The sequence below is a fragment of the Roseovarius sp. MBR-78 genome, assembly GCF_040547535.1.
In the GTDB taxonomy this organism is placed as follows: domain Bacteria; phylum Pseudomonadota; class Alphaproteobacteria; order Rhodobacterales; family Rhodobacteraceae; genus Roseovarius.
In genome coordinates this window covers 249,817-262,047 of the sequence record NZ_JBEPPX010000001.1, presented here as the reverse complement: position 1 = coordinate 262,047, position 12,231 = coordinate 249,817, and the positions used below count along the sequence as shown (strand labels likewise).

11 protein-coding genes are annotated in these 12,231 nt (G+C 66.2%); 5 read left to right on the top strand and 6 right to left on the bottom strand.

Features of this window, described 5'->3' with window-relative positions:
- The first annotated feature begins 75 nt into the window (after nt 1-75).
- The 4 genes from ABIE58_RS01335 to ABIE58_RS01320 all read left to right on the top strand — a co-directional run bounded on the left by ABIE58_RS01335 (nt 76) and on the right by ABIE58_RS01320 (nt 3,644).
- Nucleotides 76-1,308, top strand: a complete 1,233-nt coding sequence (locus ABIE58_RS01335; RefSeq protein ID WP_354542868.1) for a HAMP domain-containing protein — start codon at nt 76-78, stop codon at nt 1,306-1,308.
- A gap of 122 nt (nt 1,309-1,430) precedes the next feature.
- Nucleotides 1,431-1,934 (top strand): flavin reductase family protein, encoded by a 504-nt coding sequence (locus ABIE58_RS01330; protein ID WP_354542867.1) that lies wholly within the window; start codon nt 1,431-1,433, stop codon nt 1,932-1,934.
- Between the two features lie 48 nt (nt 1,935-1,982).
- Nucleotides 1,983-3,200, top strand: a complete 1,218-nt coding sequence (locus ABIE58_RS01325) for an MFS transporter (RefSeq protein WP_354542866.1) — start codon at nt 1,983-1,985, stop codon at nt 3,198-3,200.
- A gap of 57 nt (nt 3,201-3,257) precedes the next feature.
- Complete coding sequence (locus ABIE58_RS01320; RefSeq protein WP_354542865.1) at nt 3,258-3,644, top strand: hypothetical protein; 387 nt, start codon at nt 3,258-3,260, stop codon at nt 3,642-3,644.
- A gap of 3 nt (nt 3,645-3,647) precedes the next feature.
- Here ABIE58_RS01320 and ABIE58_RS01315 read toward each other — a convergent pair whose 3' ends face one another.
- Entirely contained in the window at nt 3,648-4,520 is an 873-nt protein-coding gene (locus tag ABIE58_RS01315) for an NAD(P)-dependent oxidoreductase (RefSeq protein WP_354542864.1), read from the bottom strand.
- Between the two features lie 92 nt (nt 4,521-4,612).
- Between ABIE58_RS01315 and ABIE58_RS01310 the strand changes: the two genes are divergently transcribed.
- Nucleotides 4,613-7,093 (top strand): penicillin acylase family protein, encoded by a 2,481-nt coding sequence (locus ABIE58_RS01310; RefSeq protein ID WP_354542863.1) that lies wholly within the window; start codon nt 4,613-4,615, stop codon nt 7,091-7,093.
- A gap of 15 nt (nt 7,094-7,108) precedes the next feature.
- Here ABIE58_RS01310 and ABIE58_RS01305 read toward each other — a convergent pair whose 3' ends face one another.
- The 5 genes from ABIE58_RS01305 to ABIE58_RS01285 all read right to left on the bottom strand — a co-directional run bounded on the left by ABIE58_RS01305 (nt 7,109) and on the right by ABIE58_RS01285 (nt 12,190).
- Nucleotides 7,109-7,825, bottom strand: a complete 717-nt coding sequence (locus ABIE58_RS01305; protein ID WP_354542862.1) for a cytochrome c biogenesis CcdA family protein — start codon at nt 7,823-7,825, stop codon at nt 7,109-7,111.
- Nucleotides 7,818-8,243, bottom strand: coding sequence for a thioredoxin family protein (locus ABIE58_RS01300; protein ID WP_354542861.1), 426 nt, complete (start codon nt 8,241-8,243; stop codon nt 7,818-7,820). The genes ABIE58_RS01305 and ABIE58_RS01300 overlap by 8 nt, the downstream gene beginning before the upstream one ends.
- A gap of 179 nt (nt 8,244-8,422) precedes the next feature.
- Nucleotides 8,423-9,211: an FAD binding domain-containing protein gene (locus ABIE58_RS01295; protein ID WP_354542860.1), complete on the bottom strand. Its 789-nt coding sequence runs from the start codon at nt 9,209-9,211 to the stop codon at nt 8,423-8,425.
- A gap of 11 nt (nt 9,212-9,222) precedes the next feature.
- The gene (locus tag ABIE58_RS01290) at nt 9,223-11,586 is read right to left on the bottom strand and encodes a xanthine dehydrogenase family protein molybdopterin-binding subunit (RefSeq protein WP_354542859.1); all 2,364 of its coding nucleotides are present in this window, start codon (nt 11,584-11,586) and stop codon (nt 9,223-9,225) included.
- A gap of 118 nt (nt 11,587-11,704) precedes the next feature.
- Nucleotides 11,705-12,190 (bottom strand): (2Fe-2S)-binding protein, encoded by a 486-nt coding sequence (locus ABIE58_RS01285; RefSeq protein ID WP_354542858.1) that lies wholly within the window; start codon nt 12,188-12,190, stop codon nt 11,705-11,707.
- Between the last annotated feature and the right edge of the window lie 41 nt (nt 12,191-12,231).

Sequence of the window (12,231 nt, the reverse complement as noted above, 5' to 3'; positions counted from 1 at the left end):
CCGTGTGAGCCATGCGTGGCTTTATTATCAACGCGGTTTCGCCTAACCCCTTGTCCATGACACCGGGAGAGTGACATGGCGCGCGAGAGCCTCGACGAGAGCAGCCCCCTGATCGGGCGGTTCGATCAATCCTTCCTGATCCACATGATCCGCGATTTCTTTGTGCTTCTGGTGCTGGTCACGGTGCTGGAATTCGCGCTCAAGGCCGGGATGGTCTATTACGCGTTTCGCACCGACGGGCCGGACGAGGTGGCGAGCGCCGCCGAGACCATCGCCGACAACGTGCGCTCGATCATGCGTAACGAGGGCGGGCCGGTCGCTGCGCGCACCATCTACCCGATCCTTGAGAGCAACTGGAACGATCTCGGCTATCTGATCGCCATCACCCCCTCGCCGGTCACCACCCGCTCGATCGAGGCCGGGTTCGGCATCACCGCCGAGGGCATCCCGCGCGGGCAGTGGCCCGAGGCCGTGAACAACACCGCCACCCTGCCCGTCACCGCCGAGCCATTCTGCCTTGCGTGCCATTCCGAGGCGCAGGTGGGCGATGTGCTGGGCGAGGTCACCGTGCGCCGGGATCTCGCCACGGATTTCTCGGAATGGGTGGCCGATATGCGCCTTTCGGGGCTGCTGTCGCTGGGCAAGATCGTGCTGCATTCGGTGTTGTTGTTTCTCATCCTGCGCGCGCGGCTGGAGCCGCTTTTGGGCCTGCGCTCGGTGGTCAGCAGGCTGGCGCGCGCTTATGGCGGACTGACCCACCGGGCCGAGATTCGCACGGCGGATGAATTCGGCGTGCTGGCGCGCGATCTCAACCTGTTTCTCGATCGCGTCTGCCGCCTGATGGAAGAGCTTGACGCCGTGCTGCAACGCGTGGTCGCGGTCAATGCCGATATCGTCAGCATCCAGGGCGAGTTGCGCGACCGAATCGATTGCCTGACCCGCCGCATCCGCCACCTGGAGCGGTCCGCCATGCTTAGCGCCAAGGCAGAGCCGCGCCTGTCGCAGGCCTGGTTCGACGCCGCGCGCCGCGCGGTGGCCGATCTCGAGGCGCGCAGCATGGCCACGACCGATGGCACCGGCGCGGGCGATCTGGTCGAGGACCTGCGCGCCGTCGTCACCAATGCCGAGGCGCAGATTGCCACCAGTGAACGGGTCTTTGCCGATCTGGGCGAGTTGGGCGACGAGAGCGAAAAACTCACCCGCGCCATGGCGGAAATGATCCGCCTCGAAGAGCGGATGGAAGGCATCGTCGAGACCGGCAGCGTTCTGGTGCAGCGCATCAGGCCGCCCGAGGGCGATCCGCGCTGATCCCTGGAGAGAGGGCTGGACCCGGCCCTAGCCCGCGCTAGTTGCGCCGCGAGGCGGCCAGCGGTCTTTACCAGATCACGTTTCACCGCTACCCATGCCCGGCAAGCGACAGGGAGAGCCGCGTGACTGTTACAAGCGCCACTGTGGACCGCGACGCCTTTCTTGCCGCCATGCGACAGGTCGCGGCGACCGTGACCGTTGTCACGACCGAGGGGCCGGCGGGGCGCGCGGGGGCCACCGTCAGCGCCTTTACCTCGCTTTCGGCAGACCCGCCCTCGGTGCTGGTGTGCCTGCGCGCCGACAGCCGCATCGCGCGCACGGTGCTGGACAACCGCGCCTTCTGCGTCAACGTGCTGCCCGAGGATGCCGCCGACGTGGCGCGCGCCTTTGCCGGGCCGTCGCCCGAAGACCCCGCCGCGCGGTTTCACGGTCTCGACATCATCGAGGGCGCGCATGGCCCCCTTCTGCCGCGCGCGACGGCGTTTTCCTGCGCGCTGAGCGAGCATGTGCTGCACGGCACCCATGCCATCTGCATCGGCGCGGTGCGCGCGATCTCGATCGCCGGGGAAAGGCCGCTCACCTATCTCAGCGGCGATTATCACCGGGTGCGCCCGCATCACGATTGAGCGCGTGGCCACTTGCGCCCGTCCAAGGCCCGGTCTAGCACTGATGCCATGACCGAGACCGCCCTGCCCCACACCGATGCCCGCGCCCGCCGCAACGTCGCCGTTCTGGTGGGCGCGCAGGCCATTCTTGGCGCGCAACTGCCGATGATCTTCGTCGTGGGCGGGCTGGCGGGGCAGTCGCTCGCGACCAATATCTGTTTCGCGACGCTGCCCATCTCGCTCATCGTGCTGGGCTCGATGCTCTCGGCCACGCCGATGGCACATATCATGCAGCGGTTCGGGCGACGCGTGGGGTTTTTCATCGGCGCGCTCTTCGGGGCCATGGGCGGGGCGGTCGGGGCCTGGGGGCTTTATGAGGCCTCCTTTCCGATCTTTCTGCTGGGCAGTCTGCTCACCGGCACTTACATGTCTGCCCAAGGCTTTTACCGCTTTGCCGCCGCCGACACGGCCAGCGACGCGTTTCGCCCCAAGGCGATTTCCTACGTGATGGCGGGGGGCTTGCTGAGCGCCATTGTCGGCCCGCAACTGGTCAAGCTCACCTCGATGAGCATGGTTATCCCGTTCCTTGGCACCTATCTTGCGGTGATCGGCGTGAACCTCGTGGGCGCGTTCCTGTTCCTGATGCTCGACATCCCCAAGCCGCCGGTGCCCGCCCATGACGCGCCGCGCGGGCGCTCGCGGATGGAATTGCTGAGGACCCCCCGCATCGCCGTGGCAGTGATCTGCGCGACGGTGGCCTATGCGCTGATGAACCTGGTGATGACCTCGACGCCGCTCGCCGTGGTGGGCTGCGGCTTCACGCCAAGCCATGCCGCCGATATCGTCTCGGCGCATGTTCTGGCGATGTATATCCCGTCGTTCTTCACCGGCCACCTGATCGCGCGCTTCGGGGTCGAACGTATCGTCGCCACCGGCCTTGTCATCCTTGCAGGCGCGGGCGCGGTGGCGCTGTCGGGGGTGGGGCTGGAGAATTTCTTTGTCGCGCTGGCCCTTCTCGGGCTGGGATGGAACTTTGGCTTCATCGGCGCGACGGCCATGCTCGCGGGCGAGCACGGCGCGCATGAGCGGGGCCGCGTGCAGGGCATGAACGATCTCATCGTGTTCGGCGGCGTGACCTTTGCCTCGCTCGCCTCGGGCGGGCTGATGAATTGCTCGGGCGGCACGGCAGAGGCGGGCTGGACCGCCGTCAACCTCGCGATGATCCCGTTTCTCACGCTGGCGGGGGCTGCGCTCATATGGCTGGCGCTGCGGCCCCGCACGGCCTGAGCACTGGCCGCCACCGGGGGTTTGGGTATTTTTGCCAAGAAGAAACCGGGGGGCCTCATGATCTTGCAGATATGGCAGAGTTACCGGCGGCTGCCCGTTTGGGTGCAGCTTTGGGTGGCGGTGATTCTCGTGCCGGTCAATGCCGCGTCGCTGGCCTTCGTGGTGCAGCCGGGCGGCGCGTGGCTGGCGGTGATGGCGGTGGGGGCGATGCTGTGCAACGCCGCGCTGATGCTGATCGAGCGCGGGTTTTCCAAGGCGATGGCGCTGCCGCACGTAGTGATCTGGACGCCGATGCTGGGCCTTGTGATCTGGCTTCTGGGGCAAGAGACAGCGCCGGGGTTCCGGCGCTATCTTCTGATCCTGCTGGCGGTCGATACGGTCTCGCTGGTGCTTGATTATATCGACGGCTGGCGGTGGTTGAGGGGCGAACGCGCGGTCGCCTGAAGGTTAGCCCATCTTGCGCAACCGCGCCAAAAGGCTGGAGGTATCCCAGCGCCCGCCGCCCATCTTCTGCACGTCCTTGTAGAATTGATCCACCAGCGCCGTGACCGGCAGGCTCGCCCCCACCTCGTCGGCGGTATCGAGGCAGATGCCCAGATCCTTGCGCATCCAGTCCACCGCGAATCCGTGGGTCCAGTGGTCGTCGAGCATGGTCTTGTAGCGATTCGACATCTGCCACGACCCGGCGGCACCCTGGCTGATCACCTCGACCACCGCGTGCCCGTCAAGCCCGGCCTTCTCGGCGAAATGCAGCGCCTCGCTGAGGCCCTGCACAAGGCCCGCAATGGCGATCTGGTTGGCCATCTTGGTCATCTGGCCCGCGCCGCTCTCGCCCAAGCGGCGGCAGAGCTTGGCATAAGTGGTGATCACCGGCTCGGCGGCGGCGTAATGCGCGGCATCGCCGCCGCACATGATCGAGAGCTGGCCGTTCTCGGCCCCCGCCTGCCCGCCCGACACGGGCGCATCGACAAAGCCGAACCCCCCCACCTTGGCGGCGTCGTACATCTCGCGCGTGACCTTGGCCGAGACCGTGGTGTGATCGACAAAGACCGTGCCCTCGCCCATGCCGGCAAAGGCCCCGTCGGTGCCGAGGCAGACGCTGCGCAGATCGTCATCATTGCCGACGCAGGCCATCACGAAGTCGGCCCCCTCCGCGGCCTCGCGCGGCGTTGCTGCGTGCCGCCCGCCATGCTCGGCGCCCCAGGCTTCCGCCTTGGCCGTCGTCCGGTTGTAGACGCAGACATCATGTCCCGCCGCCGACAGGTGCCCGGCCATCGGATAGCCCATCACTCCCAGCCCCAGAAATGCCAGTTTTGCCATATCGCGTTCCTCCTCTTGCGTGCCCATTGTTTCGCCCCGGATTTCTGACTATCCCCGAGGGCGATGCAAGCACAAACTCGGAAAGGGCAGTGATGCCGGTGATCCTGAAATGGCTGTTGCGTGTCGCGGGGGGGCTGGTGGCGCTGGCGCTGGTGGCTGTGGCGATCGTCTACATGCTGCTCGCACGCTCGCTGCCAGACTATGACAAGCGGCTTGCCGTGGATGGAATCACCGCACCGGTCGAGATCGTGCGCGACAATGCCAATGTGCCGCATATCTTCGGGGCAAGCGATACCGACACGTTCTTTGGCCTCGGCTATGCCCATGCACAGGACCGGCTTTGGCAGATGACCATGATGCGCCGCACCGTGCAGGGGCGCCTGTCGGAGGTGTTCGGGGCGCGCACCGTCAAGATCGACAGCACGCTGCGGCGGTTCGATCTCTACAACCTCGCGCGCGCCTCGGTGGCGGCGCAGGACGCCACGACGCTCGCCGCGCTCAAGGCCTATTCCGACGGGGTCAACGCGCGGATCACCGAGATCAACCGCGAGGCTTTGGGGCGCGGCGCGCCCGAGCAGTTCCTGTTCAACGCCCCCGTGGCCCCGTGGCAGCCCGCCGATTCCATCGCGCTCATCAAGCTGATGGCGGTGCAGCTTTCGGGCCACCTGAGCGAGGAGGTGCTGCGCGCGCGCACCTCGCTGGCGCTCGATGATTCGGCGCGGCTTGGCGATATCCTGCCCGACGATCCCGGCAGCGGTATCGCCGCACTTCCCGATTATGCCAGCCTCTTTCCCGCTGCGCGCTTTGCTGGCCTTGCCCCGGCGCGGGGGCAAGCCGCCGCCGATCCGCTCTCGCCCTTTCCCGCGCGCGCCTTTGCCGGGGCCTCGAATGGCTGGGCGGCGGCGCCCGCACGCTCGGCCTCGGGCGGCACGCTTCTGGCCAATGATCCTCACCTGGGGTTTTCCGCCCCCGCGATCTGGTATCTGGCGCGGCTGGAACTGGAGACCGGCGGCGTGATCGGCGGCACCATCCCCGGCATCCCCGCCGTGCTCACGGGGCGCAGCGCGCGGCTTGGCTGGGGTCTGACCTCGTCCTATCTCGACGATCAGGACGTGTTCATCGAACGGCTCAACCCCGACGATCCGGGCCAGTATCTCACGCCCGAGGGCTGGGCCCCGTTCCGCACAGCGCGCACCATCATCGAGGTCAAGGGCGAAGACCCCGTCACCCTCACCCTGCGCTGGACCGGGAACGGCCCGGTTCTGCCCGGCAGCCATTATGACCTCGGCGAGATCACGCCGCAGGGGCATGTCGCCGCCGTCGGCTGGACCGCGCTCTCGGACGAGGACACCACGATGACCGCCGCCATGCGGCTGATGCGCGCGCAATCGGTGGCAGGCGCGCTCGATATCATCGGGCTGTTCGTCGCGCCCTCGCAGAACCTCACGCTTGCCGACGAAAGCGGGATCGCGCTGCGCCTCATCGGGGCGATGCCCCGCCGCCATGCCCGCCATGAGACCGAGGGCCGGATGCCGAGCCGTGGCTGGATCGCCGAGAACCGCTGGCAGGGGATGCTGCCCGTGACCGCCAATCCAGAATTCATCGACCCCTCGGGCGGCATATTGGGCAATACCAACAACAAGATCGTCGATCGCCCCTTCCCGATGCATGTCAGCCACCATTGGGGCGACACCCAGCGCATCCATCGCTGGCGCGAATTGATGCAGCGGCGCGCGGTGCATACGCGCGACAGCTTCATCGAGGCGCAGCTTGACACGGTGAGCTTTACCGCGCGCTCGATCCTGCCGCTGATCGGGGCCGATCTGTGGTTCACCGGCGAGGCCGCCCCCGAGGGCACGCCCGAGCGCCTGCGCCAGCGCGCGCTCGACCTGCTGGCCAACTGGAACGGCGAGATGAACGAGCACCTGCCCGAGCCGCTGATCTACGCCGCGTGGATGCGGGCGCTGATGGACCGGCTCATCGAGGACGATCTCGGGCCACTGGCGCGCGAGTTCACGCATCCCAAGCCGGTCTTTATCGAGCGGGTGTTCCGCGATGTGGACGGGGCCTCCGCGTGGTGCGATGTCAGGCAATCCACCGCGCGCGAGACCTGCACCGACATCGCGCGCATGGCGCTCGACGATGCGCTGATCTGGATAACGGAGCGCTATGGCCGTTCGCTCGAAAGCCTGCGCTGGGGCGACGCACACCAGGCCACCCATGACCACCAGACCCTGGGCAAGGTGCCGCTCCTGCGCTATTTCGTCAATATCCGACAATCCACCTCGGGGGGCGACAACACGCTGATGCGCGGGCGCACGCGGGGCGGTGCGGGGGCGGACCCGTTTGCCAATGTGCACGGCGCGGGCTATCGCGGGGTCTATGATTTTGCCGATCCCGACAGCAGCGTGTTCATCACCTCGACCGGGCAATCGGGCCATTTCCTGAGCCGCCATTACGACGACATGGCCCAGCTCTGGCGGCGCGGCGAATATATCCCGATGTCGCTTGACGAGGGCCTTGCCCGCGCGGCGGCGGTGGGGGTGACGGTGCTGATGCCCGCCACCCGGTGATGCGCCCTGCCGTGCTCAGAACCGCGTGGTGAACGCGATCAGCCATTGCGGCATGAGATCGAGCATGGCGGTTTCGATCACCTTGTCGGCCCCGCTCAGGATCATCACGCCGACCAGAAGGAGGGTGATGCCGAAAATCGGCTTGGCGTAGCGCGCGACCGCCTGAAGCCGCGCCTTGCGTCCGGCCAGCGCCTTGCGCGATCCATAGGCAAAGGCAAGGATGGAGGTGGCAACCCCCAGGCCGAACACCAGAAAGATGCCAAAAGCCCCGGCAAGATTCTCGCCCCGGCTCGCAGCCGCGATGGCCACGCCGAGCGTTGGCCCCACGCAGGGTGCCCAGACCAGCCCCAGAAGCGTGCCGATGGCAAACTGCCCGCCGACGCCGTCGCCCGACACCCGGTCGAGCATCCGGTTGCCCCCGCTCACCAGCGGCCCGGCGGCAGTGGCAAAGGCCATCTGCGCTTGCGGCACAATAAACAGCAGTCCCGCCGCCACCAGCAGCATCCCCGCACCGGTGCGCAGCACCTGTTGATCCAGACCGATGGAGAACCCGAAGGCGAGGATCAGGAGGCCGAAGGTCGAAAAGGAAAATACCAGCCCTGCAGCAAGTGCTGCCGGCCCGTATCTGCTCTGACTGACCGCCGAGCCGATCAGGATCGGCAGGATCGGCAAGACGCAGGGATTGAGGATCGTGACCAGCCCCGCAATATAGGCGAGCGCAGCACTACCCATCCGACTTCTCCCCGCCGATGATCCTATCTACCGTGCCCATCACGAAGTCCCGCAGCCGCGTGCGGTCGGTTTCGGCGATCGAGCGGTCCACTTCTGCCGCTCCGTCGAAAATCAGGATGGTCGATTGGCGCGGCACGTTATGGCTGCGCAGGAAGTCCTTGTGCGTGTCGTAATCGAGGCTGACAAAGATCACCTCGTCAAGCGCGGCCTCGCTCTCCAATTCATCCAGGATGGGCTTTTGCACCCGGCAGACCGGACACCATGTCGCGGTCACATCGACCAGTTGCACCCGGCCCTCCGCCTGGGCCTGCTGAAAGGCGTCGCCGGAATAGTCCACCCACTCTGCCTGCGCCGCTGTCGCGGCGAGGGTCATTGCCATGGCGATGCCGGTCAGCATCTTGCCGAGAGTGTTCATCATCATCTCCTGATTTGCGAAATTTCTGTCCGTGCGCCCGACTTATGCGCCAGTGCGGACATCACAACTCACGATTCTGTGAGCGGTGAAACTCAGCAAAAGAAGCGCGTATAATGGCTGTCACAAAGGAATAGCCGCGCCTTCATACGAAAGCGCGGCCTCCTGTTTACAAGCTGTTTGGCTCAGTGCGCCGCCACCACCGCGCGCCGCGTCATCACGCCCACCAGATGCGCGCGATAGGCGCCCGAGCCGTGCAGGTCGGCGATCATGCCGTCGCCCGAGAGCGTCAGCCCATCCAGCGCCTCGGGCGCGAAATTGCCCGATAGCGCCGCCTCGGCCTCGGCCCAGCGGAACACGCCGCCCTCCGACGCGCCGGTGACGGCGACGCGCACGCCGCCCGCATATTTGGCCACGAATACGCCCACGAGCGCAAACCGTGAGGCGGGTTGCTCGAACTTCTGATAGCTCGCCGCCTCGGGCACCGGAAAGCGCACCTCGGTGATGATCTCGCCCTCGTCCAGCACGGTGGCGAACATGCCGTCAAAGAAGTCATCCGCCGCGATCTGCCGGCTCGATGTCACCACCGTGGCCCCCGATGCCAGCACCGCCGCCGGATAGCAGGCGGACGGATCGTTATTGGCAAGGCTGCCGCCCATGGTGCCGCGATTGCGCACCGCCGGATCGCCGATATGCGCGGCCAGCGCGGCCAGCGCCGGATAGGCCCCGGCCCCGGCGGCCACATCCGCGTGGGTGGTGCCGCCACCGATGCAGAGCGCGCCATCGTCGGCGGTGCAGATCCCATTGATCTCGGCCACGCCCGACAGCGCCACCAGCCGCGCAGGCGAGGCCAGCCGCTGTTTCAGCGACGGAATGAGCGTCTGCCCGCCGCCCAGCGCCTGCGCGTCCTCCGCGCCCAGCGCCTTGATCGCATCGGCCAGTGTCGTGGGGCGGTCTATTTCGAATGCATACATGATCGCTCTCCTTACCCTTGCATCGCTTGCCAGACGCGCGACGGCGACAGCGGCATGTCGATATGGGTGATATCCTTGCCACCCGATTGCAGCGCGTCGATAACCGCGTTGACCACCGCGGGCGGGCTGCCGATGGCCCCCGCCTCGCCGCAGCCTTTTACCCCCAGCGGGTTGTGGGTGCAGGGCGTCTGGCAGGAATGATCCACCTGGTAGAACGGCACATCGTCGGCGCGTGGCATGGCGTAATCCATGTAGCTGCCGGTCAGAAGCTGGCCATTCTCGTCATAGGCGCAGGCCTCCAGCAGCGCCTGCCCGATCCCCTGCCCGATCCCGCCATGCACCTGCCCCGAGACGATCATCGGGTTGACCACGTTGCCGAAATCGTCGGCGGCGGCAAAGCGCTCGATGGTCACGCGGCCGGTATCGGGATCGACCTCCACCTCGCAGGCATAGGCCCCGGCGGGATAGGTAAAGTTCGCCGGATCATAAAACGCCGTCTCCTCCAGCCCCGGCTCCAGATCGCCCAGCGGATAGTTGTGCGGCACGTAAGCCGCCAGCGTGACATCGCCCCAGGCCACGGATTTATCCGTGCCCGCGACGCTGAATTTGCCATCCTTCAACTCGATATCGCCCTCGGCGGCCTCCATCAGGTGGGCCGCTATCTTGCGCGCCTTGTTGATGATCTTCTCGGTGGCGCGCACCATCGCGCTGCCGCCCACCGCCAGGCTGCGAGAGCCATAGGTACCCATGCCCATCGGCGAATTGGCGGTATCGCCATGCACGATCTCGACCATGTCGGCGTCGATGCCGATCATCTCCGAGATGACCTGCGCAAAGGAGGTCTCGTGCCCCTGCCCGTGGCTGTGGCTGCCGGTCATGACCGTGAGGCCCCCGGTGGCATTCACCCGCACCGTGGCGCTCTCGTATAGGCCTGCGCGCGCGCCCAACTGCCCGACAAGGTTCGACGGCGCGATGCCGCAGGCCTCGATATAGCAATTGACGCCAAGTCCACGCAGGCGGCCCTTGGCCTCGCTCTCCTTGCGCCGTGCGGCAAAGCCCTTGAGATCGGCGATCTCTTCGAGCTTGTCCATCGTGGCGTTGTAATCGCCGGTGTCATATTCCACCGCCACGGGCGTGGCATAGGGAAACTCGGTGATGAAGTTCTGCCGCCTGAGCGCGATGGGATCGACGCCCAATTCGCGCGCCGCCTTGTCGATCACGCGCTCAAGCTGATAGGTCGCCTCGGGCCGCCCCGCGCCGCGATAGGCATCGACCGGCACGGTATTGGTGAACACCGCCTTGACGTTCACGTAGATGAGCGGCGTGCGGTAATTTCCAGCCATCAGCGTGCCATGCAGCCATGTCGGCACCGAGGGCGCGAAAGTGCTGAGGTAAGCCCCCATATTCGCATGGGTATCGGTGCGGATAGCGGTAAAGTTGTTCTCGGCATCAAGCGCGAGTTCGATCCTGGTCACATGGTCGCGGCCATGCGCGTCGGTCATGAACGCCTCGGAGCGCGAGCAGGTCCATTTCACCGGACGGTTGAGCGCCTTGGCGGCAAAGGTGCAGAACGCCTCCTCGGCATAGTGGAAAATCTTCGATCCGAACCCGCCGCCCACATCGGGGGCCACCACGCGCAGCTTGTGCTCGGGGATGCCCAGAACAAAGGCCCCCATCAGCAGCCGGATCACATGCGGGTTCTGGCTGGTGGTGTAGAGTGTCGAATCGCCCGTCGAGCGGTTGAAATCGCCCACCGCCACGCGCGGCTCCATCGGGTTGGCAATGAGGCGGTTGTTGACCAGTTCCAGCGTGGTGACATGCGCGGCCTTCTCAAAGGCCTCGTCCACCGCCGCCTTGTTCTCCTCGACAAAGCCCCAATCGTAGCAAAGATTGCTGGTCAATTCGTCATGCACCTTGGGCGCGCCCTCCTTGAGCGCCGCCTTCATATCGACGACCGCCGGCAATTCCTCGATGTCCAATTCAATCGCCTCGGCAGCATCGCGCGCCTGCTCGCGGGTCTCGGCCACCACGGCGGCGATGGGGTCGCCGACATGGCGCACCTTGCCCTGTGCCAGCACCGGGTGCCCCGGCTCCTGCATCACCTCGCCAAAGCGGTCGGTCACCTGCCAGCCACAGGGCAGCCCGCCGACGCCCTCGAAATCCTTGCCGGTAAAGATGCGGATCACACCCGGCATCGCCTCGGCGGCACTGGTATCGACCGATGTCAGCCGCCCATGCGCCACGTCCGAGCGCAGGAAATGCACATAGGCCTGCCCGCGCAGGTTGATATCATCGGTGTAATTGCCTGTGCCGGTCAGAAACCGCACGTCCTCGCGCCGCTTGGTGCTGGCGCCAATGCCTCCGTCTTTCGGCATGTCTCATCCTCCCTGAATGCTCCGGGGCTTCCCCCGTCAAAACCCGTTGCGCTTCATCTTGCCCGAAATACTCCGGGGGAGCGCCGCAGGCGCGGGGGCAGCGCCCCCATGTCTTCGCTTATTCCGCGGCGATCCGGCTCACATCCTGTCCGGACGCCGCCATGATCGCCTTGACGATATTATGATAGCCCGTGCAGCGGCAGATATTGCCTTCCAGATAGTCCCGCACCTCGGCCTCCGTGGGCGTCGGGTTCTCGGCCAGAAGTGCTGCCGCCGACATCACCATCCCCGGCGTGCAAAAGCCGCATTGCAGCCCGTGATGCTCGCGGAACGCGGCCTGGATCGGGTGCAGCGTGCCATCGGGCTCGGCCATGCTCTCGATGGTGCGCACTTCCGCGCCCTCGGCCTCGGCGGCGAACATGGTGCAGGCCTTCACCGCCTTGCCATCCACATGCACCACGCAGGCCCCGCACTGGCTGGTGTCACAGCCGACATGCGTGCCCGTCAGGCCCAGGTTCTCTCTGATGAAATCCACAAGCAGCGTGCGGCCTTCGATCTGGCCCTTCGCTTGCTTGCCGTTCACGGTCATTGTGACCTCTGGCATCGGTTCCTCCCGGTTGCTTTGTTACGTGGCTCCCTGCCGCA

Excerpts from the sequence above, each read along its gene's own strand:
- ABIE58_RS01290 (WP_354542859.1), bottom strand. The coding sequence starts at position 11,586 with ATGCCGAAAGACGGAGGCATTGGCGCCAGCACCAAGCGGCGCGAGGAC.
- ABIE58_RS01285 (WP_354542858.1), bottom strand. The coding sequence starts at position 12,190 with ATGCCAGAGGTCACAATGACCGTGAACGGCAAGCAAGCGAAGGGCCAG.
- ABIE58_RS01310 (WP_354542863.1), top strand. The coding sequence starts at position 4,613 with ATGCCGGTGATCCTGAAATGGCTGTTGCGTGTCGCGGGGGGGCTGGTG.
- ABIE58_RS01315 (WP_354542864.1), bottom strand. The coding sequence starts at position 4,520 with ATGGCAAAACTGGCATTTCTGGGGCTGGGAGTGATGGGCTATCCGATG.
- ABIE58_RS01300 (WP_354542861.1), bottom strand. The coding sequence starts at position 8,243 with ATGATGAACACTCTCGGCAAGATGCTGACCGGCATCGCCATGGCAATG.
- ABIE58_RS01325 (WP_354542866.1), top strand. The coding sequence starts at position 1,983 with ATGACCGAGACCGCCCTGCCCCACACCGATGCCCGCGCCCGCCGCAAC.
- ABIE58_RS01320 (WP_354542865.1), top strand. The coding sequence starts at position 3,258 with ATGATCTTGCAGATATGGCAGAGTTACCGGCGGCTGCCCGTTTGGGTG.
- ABIE58_RS01335 (WP_354542868.1), top strand. The coding sequence starts at position 76 with ATGGCGCGCGAGAGCCTCGACGAGAGCAGCCCCCTGATCGGGCGGTTC.
- ABIE58_RS01305 (WP_354542862.1), bottom strand. The coding sequence starts at position 7,825 with ATGGGTAGTGCTGCGCTCGCCTATATTGCGGGGCTGGTCACGATCCTC.
- ABIE58_RS01295 (WP_354542860.1), bottom strand. The coding sequence starts at position 9,211 with ATGTATGCATTCGAAATAGACCGCCCCACGACACTGGCCGATGCGATC.